The following is a 16,495-nucleotide window of genomic DNA, read 5'->3' on the forward strand; positions in this document are numbered from 1 at the left end:
CTTTATGAAGTTACAAGATAATTTTATATAGTATTTTTAAAAAAGCAAGTAAATTATGCGTAAAAACCCTTATGAAAAATAATGAAAATTACTCGACCTCATGATGGGTTTCAGCACGGTCCGTTTTGTACACGACTTCACCGTTCACAATCGTCATAATCGGCTTCGATAAGTAGTCGAGCGGGAAGTGACTCCAAAGCACCAAATCGGCATCTTTTCCTACTTCAAGAGATCCGATTCGGTCAGCGACACCTAGTGATTCAGCTGGATTGATGGTGATCCCTCGCAACGCGATATCGACAGGAAGTCCTTCACGTGCCGCAAGACCGGCGCACAAGTTCAAATATTGGACCGGCGTGTACGGATGGTCGGTCGTGATGGAGACGATCATGCCGTGCTCATGGAGAATGCGATACGTCTCCCATGTCTTGTTCTGGAGCTCGATTTTAGATTTTCGAGTAAACGTCGGTCCGACGGTGACATGTTTCACACCGAGTTCTTGTAGTTTTTCAACGACAAGATGACCTTCTGTACAATGTTCGATACGATAGTCGAGATCGAACTCTTGGGCAAAGCGAACGACAGATAAAATGTCATCGGCGCGGTGGGCATGCACACGAATCGGCATCTCTCTGTCGAGGGCAAGTTGAATCATCTGACTGCCGAACGTTCCGATCGTTTTGGTCGACCCGACGGTACGGAACGCTTCACGAAGCAACCCCATAATCCCCATCCGCGTCAAATCACCTGTTTTTCCCATACTATGAATCCGTTTCGGGTTTTCACCGAGCGCCATCTTCAATCCGGCATAACGACGGACGATCATGTCGTCAATATATCGACCGTGTGTTTTGATGACACTGGTCACACCACCGATGACGTTCATACTTCCTGGCATGACCTGAACGGCGGTCACGCCTGCCATCAGCGCTTCTTGAAATCCTTCGTCAAGAGGGTATACCCCGTCAATCGCACGTGCATGAGGCGTCATCGCTTCGACCGTCTCATTGGCGTCGTTTCCGACAGAGCCGGTTCCTTCATCATATAATCCGAGGTGGGTGTGAGCATCGATGAAGCCCGGGAATAAAAAGTTTCCTTCGGCTTCAATGACATGCTCCCCGTCAGTCGGTTCAAGTAAATCGGACATTTCGACGATTTTCCCGTCCCGAACACGGAGGTCTCCGTAAAAATGGGGGGCAGTGATGGGGTAAATATGGGCATTTCGGATTAGTAAGTGACTCACAATTCATTCTCCTTAAACATCTTGTAGTAGTTGTGTTAGAGCCGGTTCCAATGTTTCATAGCGGAAGTCGAAACCATGTTGAAGTGCCTTCGTCGGAACGACTTTCGCACCTTCTAGGACGATGACGCTCTTTTCGCCGAGGGCGAGTTGCATCATTGGGGCAGGTGCCGGAATCCAGTGAGGACGATGCATCACGTTCGCAATCGTCTTCCCGAACTCATTCATCGTCACCGGTGTAGGTGCAGTGCCGTTGACGGGTCCTTCAATGGAATCAGTCTCGATGACGTGCACGAACAAGCGGACGAGGTCGTCTAAATGAATCCAAGGAACCCATTGCTCTCCTGATCCAATTTTACCACCGACCCCGAACTGATAGGGGAGTTTCATTAATGGGAAAGCACCGCCATCATTCGATAAGACGACTCCGGTGCGCATCGTCACAAGGCGAACACCTAAATCACGAATGGGTTCTGCTTCTTGTTCCCAGAGGACGCAGACATTCCCGAGGAAATTAGTCCGTGTCGGCAATGGTGTTTCTTCGGAATATGTGATGGAACGATCTTCACCGTATATACCGATGGCCGAGCCGCTTATGACGACCTGTGGCTTTTGTTTCAACTGTTGAATAATTCGGACGACTTCCTTCGTCCCTTCGATTCGACTTTGAAGGATGGCTTGTTTCTGTTTGTGTGTCCATCGCCCGTCGTTGATTGAGGCGCCGGCCAAATGAATGAACGCATCTGTTCCTTCGAGTTCCTCTTCTGGTTTACTATTCGGTGTCAACCATTCGATAAACGATACCCCGCGATGGCGGGGACGTGGATGACGCGTCAACACGACGACTTGATGTCCGGCGTCGGCGAGTGCACGAACGAGTGGTTGACCGATGAGCCCAGTTCCACCAGTGATTGCGATTTTCATGAAATTCCCTCCGATATCATGTGTTGTTTCTAAAATGGGTATAAGTCAGTATATCCAGATGAATACCCTTTCTTCTAACTTATCAAAAATCCTCTACGTTTCTTGAACGTGATATGTTAGAAACATGGAATGGAGGGGAGTCGTTGTGAAAATTGCAAAGTTCACGACCCAAAAGAAGAACCAAGATCGACTGAACGTCTTCATCGAACGGGAGGGGAAAGAGGAGTTTGCGTTCGCCATCGATGTTGACGTATTCATCAAGTACGGGCTCACAAAAGGGATGGAGCTCGAAGACGATTTTGTGCAAGACGTCCTTGAGGCGGAAGAAGCTCAGAAAGCCTATAAGTTGGCCATCAATTATTTATCGTATCGAATGCGCGCCATTTCAGAGGTAAGGGACTATCTCGTGAAGAAAGAGTTAAGTGAATCTGCTATCAAACATGCCATCACGCGACTAATCGAGCAGCGTTATTTGAATGATGAGGAGTTCGCAAAAGCGTATGTCCAAACGAAATTCAACACAAGTCCAAGTGGACCAATCAAAATCAAACGCGAGCTCGAACAGCTCCGAATCCCAACGGACGTTGTTGAATCCGTATTAGAATCAATCTCACACGAAGATCTCGTCGAGAAGGCTGGAAAGTTCGTGAAAAGGAAACAACTGGAAACAAATCGTCGTTCTGCCACAGAAGTGCAACAAAGAATTCAACAAACCCTGATGCAAAGGGGGTTTACCTTTGATATTATTTCAGAGGCGATTCAAACTTTTTGGGAAGAAGAGGACGAAGATGTCGAGGTTGCGGCATGTCTGAAACAGGCTGAGAAGTTGAGTCGGAAGTTCAGCGGATACGACGCGTTCGAACGCAAACAGCGCATGAAGATGCAGCTTCGGCGCAAAGGATTTCCGTATGATGTGATTGAACGTACGTTAGATCGAATCGCTGAAGAAGAATCGTGATGGGACATCTGTTTACGGTAGGGGAAAACACGAAAAGGTGGGTCTACATTGACGATTTTAGAATGGATTACAGCACTGACACCGATTGTGGCCGTGCTCATCTTATTGGTCATTATGCGTTTACCTGCATCGGTAGCCATGCCCTTGTCACTTGTGACGACGGCGATTTTAGCGTTCTTCGTCTGGCAATTGGATGCGACACGAATTATGGCAGCGACATTACAAGGACTCGTCATCGCCGTCACGACAGTATGGATTGTCTACGGGGCAATCGGAATGATGAATACGATGAAAGAAGGGGGCGGGATGAACGCAATTCGTTCCGGATTCGTCAACATCACACCCGACCCTCGAATTCAAGTTTTGATTGTCGGATGGTTATTCGTTTCATTTATTGAAGGCGCATCTGGATTCGGGACGCCTGCAACGGTTGCAGCACCGCTCTTGATCGCACTCGGGTTTCCACCGATTGCCGCCGTTGTCATCGCACTATCTGCAGACGTGTCGGCTGTGACATTTGGTGCGGTCGGGACACCTGCACTCATCGGGATCGGGAACGGTCTATCTTTAGATGTGAACCAACCTGAATCGATTGCCTTCTTGACAGAGGTCGTCTTGCAGACGGTGTTGATCGATATGGTGGTCGGCCTATTCATCCCGTTCATTTTGATTTTGATGTTGACGCGGTTCTTCAGTAAAGAGAAGTCGATAAAACCCGCACTTGAGGTATTTCCGGTTGCGATTGTGGCGGCGTTGTTATACAGCGTACCTGCGTACATTTGGACACTCATCCTCGGATTTGAGTTCGGTGGCATGCTCGGTGGTTTAACCGGTCTGGTCATCCTCGTGGCCATGGCTCGTAAAGGAATTCTCATGCCGAAACGCGTCTGGACGTTTGATGGATATGTGGATGAGCTAGAACCATCTGCTGAAAAAGTGACGCTCAAATCAACCACGCGAGAATTGCCTCAGTGGAAGGCGTGGGCACCTTATCTTATTTTGACGATTTTCTTAGTGCTCACCCGTACCGTACCATTTTTAAACGAACTCTCTCGCAGTGTCCGAATCAATCTCCCGGACATTCTTGGGGTAGAAGGAGTTTCGACGTCTTGGGAACCGTTCTATTCACCAGGTTTTATGTTTATCCTGACGATTATTGCGACATTCTTCTTACACAACATGAGTTGGTCACAAGTGACATCGGTGTTTAAGGCGACGACACTTGGAGTCGTCGGAACGGCCATCACGTTAGCGGCGTCGGTTCCAATGGTTCGTATATTCATCCACTCTGAAAATGGCGGTGCCGGACTCGCTTCGATGCCGGTCGAGCTTGCGACGGCAGCTGCTGATACGTTCGGTGGGGTGTGGCCACTTGTCGCACCGTGGATTGGGGCCCTTGGTGCCTTCGTTTCAGGTTCGGCGACGTTTTCCAATATGATGTTCTCGAGTTTGACGACAAACGTTGCGGAGTCGGTTGGACTTGATAACACGCTCGCTTTATCGATGCAGATGGCGGGAGCGAACGCAGGAAACATGATCTGTGTGTTGAACGTCGTAGCGGTCGCATCGGTTGCTGGATTACTCGGCAAGGAAGGGACCATCATCCGTTACACGCTCATGCCGATGATTTATTACGTGACGGCGACGGGGGTCATTGGTCTCATTTTAGGCATGTTTTTCTTAAACTAAATCAAGTTACAGTTTTTTTACAGAATAATGTTGACAATTTTCAGAACAGTCTGCTAAGGTTTGAGTAGATTTTAAAACTATGAAACGAGAGGAGCCAGAATGATGAACAACATTGCACTCACAAACACACTCAAAACATCATATGGCTACTCGTATTTAACTGCGTGACATTGGCAGCTGGATAGGGGTAGTGTCCTTTCCCTGACCATGCAAAAGACTGAAGACTACTTCAAGCGCGCTTCATTTGATTGGTTGCACAATCAGGTGGAGTGCGCTTTTTTGCGTGCTTGGATGGGTGAGGCGGAAGGGGGAAATCAGTCATGAAACTGATTAAGCAATTGGATTGGTTTATTAAAAGACAGAAACGAACGTATGTGATTGCGATCATTTTACTGATCATCACAGGGGTTGTAGATATGCTGCCGCCTTGGATTATTGGTCAGGCGATCGATGCGATTCGTGAAGGAAGTTTGACGACAGAGCGATTGATTCTGATTGTATCGTCGCTACTCGGCATTATGGTGTTATCGTACGTGATGTCGTACTTGTGGATTGCCCGACTCTTCGGGACAGCCTTTTTACTTGAAAAGAAATTGAGAGGTCGCTTCTTTGGTCACCTCCTCAAACAAACACCGCGCTTCTATCAACAACATCGCACAGGTGACTTGATGGCACTTGCGACGAATGACTTAAAAGCGGTGGAGCGGACAGCGGGATTTGGGGTCATGACATTAGTCGACTCGTTCAACATGACGCTCATCGCCTTGACGATTATGGGCGTGTTCATCGATTGGAAGTTGACGCTCGCAGCACTTTTGCCAATGCCGATTCTCGCCTGGTCGATGAATAAACTTGGGAGTCAGATTCATACACGTTTCACGGCAGCCCAAGATTCGTTCGGCGTGATGAACGACCAAGTCGTTGAATCCATCTCTGGTCTTCGGGTCGTCCGCTCCTTCGTCCAAGAAGAGGCGGATACGAAAAAATTTGATGACATCACGGATGACGTGATGGCGAAAAACATGCATGTCGCTAAAATCGACGTCTTGTTTGAGCCGGTTATCAAATTACTCGTTGGACTCAGCTATTTGATCGGACTCTCGTTCGGGACGTATCTCGTCTTTACGAACGACATCACGCTCGGTCAACTCGTTTCCTTCAACATTTATTTAGGGATGTTGATTTGGCCGATGTATGCCTTCGGGGAACTCATCAACGTCGTCCAACGAGGAACGGCGAGCTTGGAACGGATTGAGACAACGATGAATGAGGTACCGGACGTTTCGTCAACCGGAACGGTTCACATCGATGTACCAGAGAAAATCACCTTCAAATCGCTCTCATTCCGTTATCCAAACGCGAATCGGGAGTCGTTAGAAGACATCGTCCTGCACGTCTCGCGTGGTGAGACGATTGGGATTGTCGGACCGACTGGAGCTGGGAAGACGACGTTGTTACGTCAATTGCTCCGGGAGTATCCGATCGACGATTCCCTTCTCGTGAACGGGGTGCCGATTTCGGACATTAAACTTGAAACGGTCCGTGGCTGGAGTGGGTATGTGTCACAAGAGCACCTCCTATTCTCGAAAACGGTGCGTGATAACATTCGTTTCGGAGTCGATGATGTCTCGGATGAAGCACTCGACAGAGCCATTCACCTCGCGGCGTTCGATACAGACATCGAACACTTGGAGAACGGTCTCGATACCGTCGTTGGGGAGCAAGGGGTCATGCTGTCAGGTGGACAAAAACAACGATTATCAATTGCACGTGCTTTACTGAAAAATCCTGAGATTCTGCTTCTTGACGATTCGCTCTCAGCGGTCGATGCGAAAACGGAATCACGCATAATCGATTCGGTCCGCACGAGCCGTGAGGCGAAGACGACCTTTATCGTGGCGCACCGTCTTTCTGCGGTGGCACATGCCGACCAAATTCTCGTCCTTCAAGACGGACGAGTCACCGAGCGCGGCACCCACGACCAACTGATGGAACGACACGGTTGGTACTATGAACAATTTATTCGACAAGGAGAGACGGAGTAATCCGGGAAAGGGGGAATCTCTCATGATCGATCAATATGAATTAGATCCGGTCCGCCGGAAGAAGACGATCCGCTCACTCGTTGGTTATGCCAAGCAAGTGAAGCGCTCCATCTTCCTCGGACTGACATTACTCTTTTTAGCGGTCGGTGCAGAACTTGCCGGGCCGTATATCGCCAAAATCATTATCGATGAGCATATCGTCGCCATCGAACGTGACTGGGTTCAAGTCGAATCCGGCGGTAGTGTTTCCTTTAATGGAGATTCTTATGAGAAAGAAACGAGACTAGATGGCCAAGAGGTGATTCAGCCGGTCTCGATCGTACAAACGACCGATGGTTACTATCTCGTACCTGATGCGGTTATAAGCGGAGGCGTTCGTGAAGTCGAAGGCGACGTGCTGACGATTTCAAGAGGAGACGAAACGGCGACATATGACAATATTGCCGCGCTCTCGTCGACCGACGTATTCCAGTTCTATCAGACGGATTTACGAGCTGTCCTTCTCTTATCGGGATTGTACGTCGTCCTGTTACTATTTGCGGCCGGATTGAACTGGGGACAACAGATGCTCCTACAACGATCAGCGCATAAAATCGTAAAGACGATGCGTCTTGATGTGATGAAGCATCTTCAAACGATTCCGGTACGTTATTTTGACCAGACACCAATCGGGAAGATTGTCAGTCGTGTCACGAATGATACAGAGACGATTCGCGACCTGTATTTAGGAGTGCTCGCTCGTGTCTTCCAAAGTGTCGTCATGATGATTGGGGTACTCATTGCGATGTTCTTCCTAGACGTGCGTCTAGGGCTCGTCTCGCTCATTATCATCCCGGTCGTCATCGTCTGGATCAAGTTGTTCCAACGTTTCTCGACAAAAAATAACTTCCGTGTCCGCGCACTCGTCGCGGATATGAACGCGCAGTTGAACGAGAGCATTCAAACGATGCCAATCATTCAATCATACGTCCGCGAAAATCTCGTTTATGACGAGTTCAATGAGAAGAACAGCGACAACTTCCAAACGAGACGAAAGTTGTTGAAATTGGATGCGTTGATGAGCCACAATCTCGTCAACTTCTTCCGAAACATGGCGCTCGCCTTGCTCATCTGGTTTGTCGGGGCACAAACGCTTGGTACGGGAAGTGTCTTAACACTCGGGATTCTGTACGCGTATATCGACTATGTTTCGCGGATCTTTGAGCCGGTGACACAGATCATGAACCAATTGTCACCACTCCAACAAGCGCTTGTCTCGGCCGACCGGATGTTCCAACTGCTCGACGAGAAAGGGGAACCGGTCTCATCAGAACGTCTTCCACGCTTTAAAGGGGATGTCGTCTTTGATGACGTGACCTTCAGTTATGAAGCAGGGAAACCGGTGTTGCAACAGATTGAACTACACGCCGCTCCTGGTGAGACGGTCGCACTCGTTGGGCATACCGGAAGCGGGAAGAGTTCAATCATGAACTTGCTCATGCGTTTCTATGACCCCTCGGCCGGAGTCCTTCGAATCGATGGCATGGACGTGACTAAACTACCGACGCAGGCGGTACGAGACCATCTCGGGATCGTCTTACAAGACCCGTTCCTATTCACTGGAACGATTCGGACGAACGTCACGCTTGGAGATGAGACGATTACGGACGAACAGGTATGGAAAGCACTCACAGCCGTCGGGGCAGACCGCTTCGTGAAGCAGCTACCGCAAGGCATCGATGAGCCGGTGATCGAGCGTGGAGCTTCACTCTCGAGTGGAGAACGACAGCTGGTCAGTTTCGCACGCGCCCTCGTCTTTGACCCGGCCATCCTCGTCCTCGATGAAGCGACAGCGAGCGTCGACTCGGAGACGGAGGCATTGATTCAGGACGCGCTCAAGACACTCACGTACGGTCGGACGACATTTGTCATCGCGCACCGACTCTCGACGATTCGGGAAGCGGACCAGATTCTCGTTCTCGACCACGGGCGAATCATTGAGCGAGGCAATCACCAGTCACTCATCGAGTATGGTGGTGTCTACGCCCGAATGCATGAATTACAGAGTAAACAACAAGCCATCAGTTAAGGAGGTCACATGGAAATCAAGGGGAAATATAACCGCGCCAAAGTGTTTAACGAACGAATCGATGATATGACGCGGAATCAAATTGAAACATTGCTCGACCAACCGTTCACACAAGGGGCATCGATTCGGATCATGCCGGACATGCATGCGGGGAAAGGATCGGTCGTTGGAACGACGATGACGATTCAAGACAAAGTCGTGCCAAACCTGGTCGGTGTCGATTTAGGGTGTGGGATGCTTTGTACGGAGATCAAAGCCAAGCGGATCGATTTTCAACGACTCGATGACCTCATTCGTGAACTCGTACCGAGCGGGATGAACATTCGGGAGAAGGTTCATCCATACGCATCTGAACTTCCATTAGAAGAGGTGCGAGCGCCGTATAAACTCGACCGAGCCTTGCGCTCGGTCGGGTCGCTCGGCTCGGGGAACCACTTTATTGAAGTGAACCGAGATGACTCGGGACGTACGTTTCTTGTCATTCATTCCGGTTCGCGCCATCTTGGGGTGCAGATTGCCGATCACTATCAGGAGCGAGCGATTCAACACATGATGGAAACACATGATGTAAAAGAAGAAATTGAGCGTTTGAAAGCCTTAGGTCGACAACAAGAAATCTCGGCTTATCTGGAAACAGAGCGTGCGTCACGGAAACCATTTCGAGACCTGGCTTATGTGGAGGGAGCGGATATGGACGATTACATGCATGACGTGCGCATCGCTCAACAATACGCGGCGGCGAACCGTCGTGCGATGACTGATGTAATCGTCGAAGCGATGAATTGGAACATCGTCGATCAATTCGACACCGTCCATAACTATATCGATCATGATGCGATGATCCTGCGAAAAGGGGCCATCTCCGCTCAAGAAGGAGAGCGAGTCATCATTCCGATGAACATGCGAGACGGTTCGCTCATCTGTACGGGGAAAGGGAATCCAGACTGGAACTTCTCGGGTCCACACGGCGCAGGTCGGATCATGTCTCGGTCGGCCGCGCGGAAACGCGTCGATTTCAAAGAATTCAAACGTTCGATGGAAGGTGTCTGGTCGACATCAGTTCGCCCATCGACAATCGATGAATCACCATTTGTGTATAAGTCGATGAAAGAAATTGTTCGTTATATCGAACCGGCCGTTCAAATCGATCAAATCATCAAGCCACTTTACAACTTCAAGGCGAACTGAGTCACGTACTCAGTCTCGTCTTTTTCTTTTTTCGTAAAATCTGATACGCTTACATCGAGGTGAACGATATGGAAAAGCGGTTAAGTGACTTATCGAAATATGAGTTAGAGCAAGAGATTCAAGCATTACATGAACGGAAACGAAAGGCTGAACAGATGGGCATGGTCAGCGAAATTGAAGTCGTCCTTCGACGGATTGCGATTGCCGAAAGCTATTTGATTGACCCATCATCGTTTCGTCCAGGTGAAACATATGTCGTCAATTACAATGACCGTCCGTTTCGCTTGAAATTCGTCAACGGCGTCATGGGCTGGGGGACGTTTGAAGGCGAGATGACAGAACGGGCCATCCCGCTCTCAGAATTGTCGGAGGTGAAGCGATGAACCGGAACGAACAATATGAACGGCTTGCGGTCATTCTAAAAGAGAAAAATGACGTCTTGAACGATTCAGAAGCGGTGACGTGGGTCGAAGTGTTATGGGAAGATTTTGAGACCTCACTTGCCAAGGCGGGCGAACCGTATCCGGGAGAGGCAAAGGCTTTCCAATACGTCATTCAACAGATCGATGCATATGGGGCACAGCTCCATTTGTTCCAAACGAAAAACGAAAAGTTCAAGCATTTGATGTCTAAACGGAACTTACACTGAGTCACGTCCTTGGGGCGTGACTTTTTTATTGCAATTCTTCAACAATTCGTTATAATGAAGGTCGCTAATAGTTTGTTTTAAAGTATAGTATAAATAAACTTTCTTTAGTTGAACTCATGTTTCACTAAACAAGAAGGAGGCGTTCAGTCGTTGGAAGTAGGTCAAAACATTAAGCGGCTCCGGATCAAAAAAGGGTTGACCCAAGAGGAGCTGGCGGAACGTACCGATTTGAGTAAAGGCTATATTTCTCAAATCGAGCGGGATTTAAGCTCTCCCTCACTAGAAACGTTATTCGATTTATTGAATGTCCTCGGGAGTTCCCCGAAAGAGTTTTTTGATGAAGACTTGAATCAAAAAGTGGTGTACACCGTTGACGATCGCACCATCTATACGGATGAAGAACGCAAATATCGGACAGAATGGCTCATCCCGGAATCGAATGAAAAAGAGATGGAGCCCATCCTTGTCACATTTTTCAAACATGGAGAGTTCAAACAATATGAGCCTTCGCGTTCGGAGACGCTCGTATACGTCTTGTCCGGCAAAATCGCCTTGAAATTAGGGAACCACACATATTTTGCCAAGACAGGGGAAACCCTTTATTATGTCGCCTCGGATTCGCATCAACTCGTCAACGACAACGACGGGGAGAGCGAATGTCTCATCGTCGCGACCCATTCATATTTATAAGTCAACAGAGGAGGAAACAGCATGAATGCAGAGACAATTATTCGCTTTGACCACGTGTCAAAGCGTTACGACGACACAGTCGTCCTTGAAGATATTAGTTTTGAGATTGAGCGTGGGAAGTTTTATACGCTTCTCGGTCCATCGGGATGTGGGAAGACGACGATTTTGCGTCTCATCGCCGGATTTACCGATGCGACCGAAGGAGGTATTCACTTCAGCGGGAAACGAATCAACGATGTGCCGGCTAATAAACGACAAGTGAATACCGTGTTCCAAGATTATGCGCTGTTTCCTCATTTAAACGTATTTGAGAATGTGGCATTCGGTCTCCGGATTAAAAAATTGAAAGAAGCAGATGTGAAAGCGAAAGTGGAGCAGGCTCTCAAGTTTGTTAACTTAGAAGGATACGGCTCGCGCGAAATCGATGAGATGTCAGGTGGACAGCGCCAACGTGTCGCCATCGCCCGCGCAATCGTAAATGAGCCGGAGGTCATTCTCCTTGATGAACCGCTCTCTGCCTTAGACTTGAAACTTCGTACGGAGATGCAATATGAACTTCGTGAGTTACAGCAACGTCTTGGCATTACCTTTATTTTCGTCACACACGACCAAGAAGAGGCGCTCGCCATGTCGGATGAGATTTTCGTCATGAACAACGGGAAAATTGTTCAGAGTGGGACACCGACTGATATTTATGATGAACCGATCAACCGTTTCGTTGCAGACTTTATCGGTGAATCCAATATCGTGCCGGGTGTCATGCCGGAAGACAATGTCGTCACGTTTGCTGGTAAAACGTTTGACTGTGTTGACCAAGGATTTGACCGCAATGAAAAAGTTGAGGTCATCATTCGTCCGGAAGACTTAGAGATGACATCGGTCGATGCAGCGAAACTCGTTGTCGACGTCGATTCTCAATTGTTCCGAGGTGTCCACTACGAGATTTGCTGTTATGACCAAGAAGGAAACGAATGGCTCGTCCACTCGACGAAGAAATCAATCGTCGGATCAAAAATCGGATTGACGTTTGACGAAGAAGCGATTCACGTCATGCGACTAGGTGAAACAGAAGAAGAATTTGACCGTCGTCTCGAATCCTACGAGGAGGTCCCTCATGAATCAAACTAATCAGACCGCAAAGACGGTATATTTGACGACCTATTGGATTTGGATCGCCTTGTTCGTCATCGCACCACTCGTCCTCGTCGTCTATTATTCCTTTTTTGATATCGATGGGAATTTGAGTTTAGAAAACTATCAGACGTTCTTCACGTCGACGTATTTGTCGATGACGCTCTCGTCGTTCTGGTATGCGTTTCTCATTACGTTCTTCTCGTTACTCGTCGGGTATCCGACGGCATACTTGTTGACGAAGACGAAGCATAAACAGCTTTGGCTCTTACTCATCTTGCTGCCGTCATGGATTAACTTGTTGTTAAAGGCGTATGCGTTCCTTGGAATTTTTGGGACGTACGGGATTACGAATCAATTTTTAGAAGCCATCGGTATTGGGACGAAACAGATTCTATTCACCGATTTCAGTTTTGTCTTCGTTTCGGTATACATCTTCATCCCGTTCATGATTTTGCCGATTTACAACGCCATTGAGAAGTTACCGCCGTCACTCGTCTACGCATCCCGTGATCTAGGTGCATCGAACTGGACGACGTTCCGACGTGTCATCTTCCCGTTGACGCTTGACGGTGTCAAATCGGGGATTCAAATCGTCTTTATTCCGGCATTATCACTCTTCATGATCACCCGACTCATCGCCGGGAACCGAGTCATCACACTCGGTACAGCGATTGAACAACAATTCCTTGTCACGCAAAACTGGGGGATGGGCTCGACGATTGCCGTCTTCCTCATCTTGGCGATGGTTCTCGTCATGGTCATCACGCGTGACTGGGGTGCGAAAGGAGCGGTTCGTCGATGAAACGTAAACGATTCAAATTATCAAACTTATACTTGGCGGCCGTCTTCTTCATCTTATATGCGCCAATCCTATATTTGGTATTCTACTCGTTCAACAGTGGCGGAACGATGAGTAACTTTGAAGGGTTCACCCTCGAATGGTACAAGTCGCTCTTCACAGATACGAGACTTCTCGTCATCGTCTTGAATACGATCGTCATCGCGCTGCTCTCGGCGACGATTTCGACCGTGCTCGGTGTCATCGGGGCACTCGCCATCTATACGGCGAAACAAAAGTATACGAAGACGTCGCTTTTATCATTGAACAACGTCTTGATCGTGAGCCCGGACGTCATCATCGGGGCGTCTTTCTTGATCCTCTTCACGATGCTAGGGATTCAGTTAGGCTTTTATTCGGTCCTTTTGTCGCACATCGCCTTCTCGGTTCCGATTGTCGTCATCTTGGTGTTACCAAAACTCCAAGAGATGAGTCCGACGTTGATTGATGCGTCGCGTGACCTAGGGGCCAGTACGTGGGACGTATTGACGAAAGTCATTCTGCCATATATCACGCCGGGGGTATTTGCCGGTTTCTTCACGGCACTCACCTATTCGTTAGATGACTTTGCTGTCACATTCTTTGTGACAGGGAACGGCTTCACGACGCTCGCCGTAGAAGTCTATTCGCGGGCACGTCAAGGTATCTCGCTTGAAATCAATGCGTTGTCTGCGATTCTGTTCCTCTTCACGCTCATCCTTGTCATCGGATATTATGTGTTAGCGCAACGAGGGTCAAAGGAGGTTAGACGATGAAAAAACTAGTCATCATGTTGGCTGTGCCATTGATTGTCAGCTTCGGTCTCCTTCTTTGGATTCAGCAACTGAATGCTGCGCAAGGATTCGGCGGCGACAACACACTGGTCGTCTACAACTGGGGAGACTATATCGATGAAGAATTGATTGGTGAGTTCGAAGAGCAGAGCGGGTTGAAGGTCGTTTATCAAACGTTCGACTCGAACGAAGCGATGCTCACGAAAATTGAGCAAGGCGGGACGGCCTTTGATGTCGCCGTTCCATCCGATTATGCGATCAGTAAGATGAGAGAGGAGAATCTTCTTCTCCCAATCGATTACGATAAACTCGAAAACTTTGATAATATCGATCCGCGCTTCCTCGATAAATCGTTCGACCCGGGTAACAAGTACTCGGTTCCTTATTTCTGGGGCACGGTCGGGATCGTCTACAATCCTGAACTAGTCGATGGTGAGATCACTTCATGGAACGACCTGTGGGAAATGCCGCTCGAGAACGACATTCTCCTTGCGGACGGGACACGTGAAGTGATGGGCTTCGGCCTGAACTCGCTTGGTTACTCCCTCAATACGACGAATAAAGATGAGTTGATTGAGGCGGAGCAAAAGTTGGAAACGCTTTGGCCGAACATCAAAGCCATCGTCGGAGACGAAATCAAAATGCTGATGGCGAACCGTGAAGCAGCGGCAGCCGTCGTCTGGTCCGGAGATGCGTCGGAAATCATGTATGAGAACGAAGAACTGACGTATGTCATTCCGGAAGAAGGCACGAATCTCTGGTTTGATAACCTCGTCATCCCAAGTACGGCACAAAACGTGGACGGGGCACATCAGTTCATCGACTTTATGTTAGATGCTGAGATTGCGGCACGTAACACGGATTATGTCGGATACTCGACACCGAACGAAGCGGCTCTCGAATTCTTGGATGAAGAAGTCACATCGGATGAACGGTTCTACCCGTCTCGTGAAGTGACGCAGGACCTTGAAGTGTATGAAAACCTAGGGAAGCGCATGAACGCTTACTATAACGAATTGTATTTACGCTTTAAAATGCAGAGTAAATGACGAAACATCCCCGCGCTCATCATGAGTACGGGGATGTTTGTTTACTGCTTGATCGTCGACTTGATGTCTTCGATATGTTTCAAAGCGACAGTCGTGTCGACTTGTGTGAAGGAGCGTAAGATTTCGTATAGTCGGACTTGCTCATCAAGATCGAATACAAAGTCCTGATAGGTGATCAGCTCTTTGATCCATTTTTGGCGATTGAGCACAGGGACCTCGGTAGATTCAATTTTTTTGAGCGTCGAACGATTGCTGAACACGATCCATGAGTGGAGATGGATTCGGTCCACTCCAAGCACTTGCTCGATGGCTTTGAGATGCAATTCATTTTGCTTGATTGGATTGAAGAAGCGGTGTTTTTTACGGCGGGGGAGTGTCTGCGTCCAGTATTGGTCACGTGCCCGACCGAATATCCAACCGCTATAGTTTTTGGACTCGATGACATGTACCCCGGATTGGTTGATTAAAATGACATCGATCTCAGTGGTTCGATCTTTTTTAGAAGGATGGGGGAGATACAGGTTTGTCAGAATCAACGGTTGAAAGAACTTTGACTCAATCTCCGCCACACATAAGTATTCTCCGAATAGACCGGTGTCTTGGACCACTTTGAAGTAAGAATGTCGAGTTTGTTGAGAATACTGACTGTTTTGATAACGTTTGACCTTGTAGAGGATGATAAGTGTGAGGACGAGAAAAATGGGTGCGAATAGACTGATTAAGGTAATTAAAATACCTTCGAACAATTCTGTTAGTAGTGAAGCCATCGAATCCCTCCCTTTGTATCCACTATACAAGAAGCAAGATGATTCATATGTATATTTTTTACAATTAAGGATAATCGTTTTTTTACATCATAAAGGACCCATCGAAATGGGTCCTTTTGCTTATGTTTCATGCTTCAGCGCCTCACGCTCTTCTTCTGTAAAGACTCGAGAACGTCCTAAAAAACGTTTCCCTTCGACACCTTCAAGCGAGAACATACCACCTCGACCATCGACGACATCGATGATCAGTTGTGTATGTTTCCAATAATCATATTGTTTCTCATGGATATAAAATGGCGTCTCGCCGATTTCACCGAGAAGAACATCGTGGTCGCCCACCATGAACTCGTCACGTGGGAAACACATGGGAGAGCTCCCGTCACAACATCCTCCTGACTGATGAAAGAGGAGGGGACCGTGTTTTGATTTGAGACGTTCGATGAGTTCGAGCGCGGCGGGGGTGGCCTCGACTCGTCTCACCAT

The 16,495-nt window shown here is 48.3% G+C and carries 16 protein-coding genes; 12 read left to right on the top strand and 4 right to left on the bottom strand.

Going from position 1 to position 16,495, the window contains the following annotated elements; genetic code table 11:
• Positions 1-88: 88 nt before the first annotated feature.
• The gene (locus KNO79_RS13295) at positions 89-1,243 is read right to left on the bottom strand and encodes an amidohydrolase (RefSeq protein ID WP_015880875.1); all 1,155 of its coding nucleotides are present in this window, start codon (positions 1,241-1,243) and stop codon (positions 89-91) included.
• 12 nt (positions 1,244-1,255) lie between these two features.
• The gene (locus KNO79_RS13300; protein ID WP_074037710.1) at positions 1,256-2,164 is read right to left on the bottom strand and encodes a TIGR01777 family oxidoreductase; all 909 of its coding nucleotides are present in this window, start codon (positions 2,162-2,164) and stop codon (positions 1,256-1,258) included.
• A gap of 145 nt (positions 2,165-2,309) precedes the next feature.
• On the opposite strand from KNO79_RS13300, the gene recX reads away from it, so the two are divergent.
• The 12 genes from recX to KNO79_RS13360 all read left to right on the top strand — a co-directional run bounded on the left by recX (position 2,310) and on the right by KNO79_RS13360 (position 15,245).
• Entirely contained in the window at positions 2,310-3,122 is an 813-nt protein-coding gene (gene recX / locus KNO79_RS13305) for a recombination regulator RecX (protein ID WP_159563580.1), read from the top strand.
• A gap of 48 nt (positions 3,123-3,170) precedes the next feature.
• On the top strand, positions 3,171-4,811 hold the full coding sequence (locus tag KNO79_RS13310) for an L-lactate permease (RefSeq protein WP_214691491.1): 1,641 nt from the start codon (positions 3,171-3,173) through the stop codon (positions 4,809-4,811).
• A 320-nt stretch (positions 4,812-5,131) separates the two neighbouring features.
• Positions 5,132-6,856, top strand: coding sequence for an ABC transporter ATP-binding protein (locus tag KNO79_RS13315; protein ID WP_078146382.1), 1,725 nt, complete (start codon positions 5,132-5,134; stop codon positions 6,854-6,856).
• Positions 6,857-6,878: 22 nt separating this feature from the next.
• Positions 6,879-8,924 (top strand): ABC transporter ATP-binding protein, encoded by a 2,046-nt coding sequence (locus KNO79_RS13320; RefSeq protein WP_214691492.1) that lies wholly within the window; start codon positions 6,879-6,881, stop codon positions 8,922-8,924.
• 9 nt (positions 8,925-8,933) lie between these two features.
• Complete coding sequence (locus KNO79_RS13325) at positions 8,934-10,112, top strand: RtcB family protein (protein WP_074037706.1); 1,179 nt, start codon at positions 8,934-8,936, stop codon at positions 10,110-10,112.
• Positions 10,113-10,180: 68 nt separating this feature from the next.
• Positions 10,181-10,495: a YfhH family protein gene (locus tag KNO79_RS13330; RefSeq protein ID WP_015880882.1), complete on the top strand. Its 315-nt coding sequence runs from the start codon at positions 10,181-10,183 to the stop codon at positions 10,493-10,495.
• A complete protein-coding gene (locus tag KNO79_RS13335; protein WP_015880883.1) occupies positions 10,492-10,761 on the top strand; it encodes a YfhJ family protein in 270 nt (89 codons plus the stop codon). Before KNO79_RS13330 ends, KNO79_RS13335 begins: the two co-directional genes overlap by 4 nt.
• A gap of 150 nt (positions 10,762-10,911) precedes the next feature.
• A complete protein-coding gene (locus KNO79_RS13340) occupies positions 10,912-11,451 on the top strand; it encodes a helix-turn-helix domain-containing protein (protein WP_031421116.1) in 540 nt (179 codons plus the stop codon).
• A gap of 21 nt (positions 11,452-11,472) precedes the next feature.
• Positions 11,473-12,579: an ABC transporter ATP-binding protein gene (locus tag KNO79_RS13345; RefSeq protein ID WP_074037705.1), complete on the top strand. Its 1,107-nt coding sequence runs from the start codon at positions 11,473-11,475 to the stop codon at positions 12,577-12,579.
• Complete coding sequence (locus tag KNO79_RS13350; RefSeq protein ID WP_214691493.1) at positions 12,566-13,387, top strand: ABC transporter permease; 822 nt, start codon at positions 12,566-12,568, stop codon at positions 13,385-13,387. The genes KNO79_RS13345 and KNO79_RS13350 overlap by 14 nt, the downstream gene beginning before the upstream one ends.
• Positions 13,384-14,178, top strand: coding sequence for an ABC transporter permease (locus KNO79_RS13355; protein WP_047795862.1), 795 nt, complete (start codon positions 13,384-13,386; stop codon positions 14,176-14,178). The genes KNO79_RS13350 and KNO79_RS13355 overlap by 4 nt, the downstream gene beginning before the upstream one ends.
• Positions 14,175-15,245, top strand: a complete 1,071-nt coding sequence (locus KNO79_RS13360; protein WP_214691494.1) for an ABC transporter substrate-binding protein — start codon at positions 14,175-14,177, stop codon at positions 15,243-15,245. The genes KNO79_RS13355 and KNO79_RS13360 overlap by 4 nt, the downstream gene beginning before the upstream one ends.
• Positions 15,246-15,286: 41 nt before the next feature.
• Here KNO79_RS13360 and KNO79_RS13365 read toward each other — a convergent pair whose 3' ends face one another.
• Entirely contained in the window at positions 15,287-16,012 is a 726-nt protein-coding gene (locus tag KNO79_RS13365; protein WP_214691495.1) for a nuclease-related domain-containing protein, read from the bottom strand.
• A 120-nt stretch (positions 16,013-16,132) separates the two neighbouring features.
• A complete protein-coding gene (locus KNO79_RS13370) occupies positions 16,133-16,495 on the bottom strand; it encodes a DUF779 domain-containing protein (RefSeq protein WP_015880890.1) in 363 nt (120 codons plus the stop codon).

Origin of the sequence: Exiguobacterium sp. s43 (assembly GCF_018617255.1) — a bacterium.
GTDB lineage: Bacteria > Bacillota > Bacilli > Exiguobacteriales > Exiguobacteriaceae > Exiguobacterium > Exiguobacterium profundum.